Genomic DNA, 503 nt, shown 5'->3' with positions numbered 1-503 from the left:
CGGCGCGGTGATGGGCGACCTGTCCGGGCGGCGCGGCCGGGTGCTCGGCACCGAGCCGGACCCGGACGCCGAGGGCCGCACGCTGGTCCGCGCCGAGGTGCCCGCCACGGAGCTGCTGCGATACGCGGTGGAGCTGCGCTCGATGACGGCCGGCACGGGCACGTTCCGCCGCGAGTTCGCCCGCCACGACCCAATGCCCGCCCACCTGGCCGACCAGGCCCGCAAGGAGTCCACCTCCCACTGACCCCGCCCGCCCCGCCCACCCGCCGCGGGGTCAGGGGCGGACGGCGGGGACCGGGGGCATCGGCCAGTGGGGGCGGTCGGCGTCCCGGAGGGCTGCCGAGCGTACCGCCGCCAGCTGCCGCTCCACCTCGGCGAAGTGGTCCGGGGCGAGCGGACCCCAGCTCAGCGCTGCCGCGTTCTCCTCGACCTGGGCGACGGTACGGGCGCCGGGGATCGGCACCGCGCGGCCGCTGCGCGCCCAGATCCACCCGATCGCCCCC

1 protein-coding gene and 1 pseudogene are annotated in these 503 nt (G+C 78.7%); one reads left to right on the top strand and one right to left on the bottom strand.

Annotated features, from left to right (window positions below; genetic code table 11):
• Positions 1-244: pseudogene (locus KBX39_RS32695) on the top strand (elongation factor G-like protein EF-G2); the annotation flags it as partial.
• 30 nt (positions 245-274) lie between these two features.
• Here KBX39_RS32695 and KBX39_RS32690 read toward each other — a convergent pair.
• Positions 275-503 (bottom strand): aldo/keto reductase (locus tag KBX39_RS32690; RefSeq protein ID WP_210874290.1); only part of this gene is annotated, 229 nt, incomplete at its 5' end.

This window comes from Micromonospora sp. D75 (genome assembly GCF_018070405.1).
GTDB lineage: Bacteria > Actinomycetota > Actinomycetes > Mycobacteriales > Micromonosporaceae > Micromonospora > Micromonospora chalcea.
The sequence above is the reverse complement of the archived record's forward strand: the minus strand, read 5'-3'. Positions and strand labels throughout refer to the sequence as shown.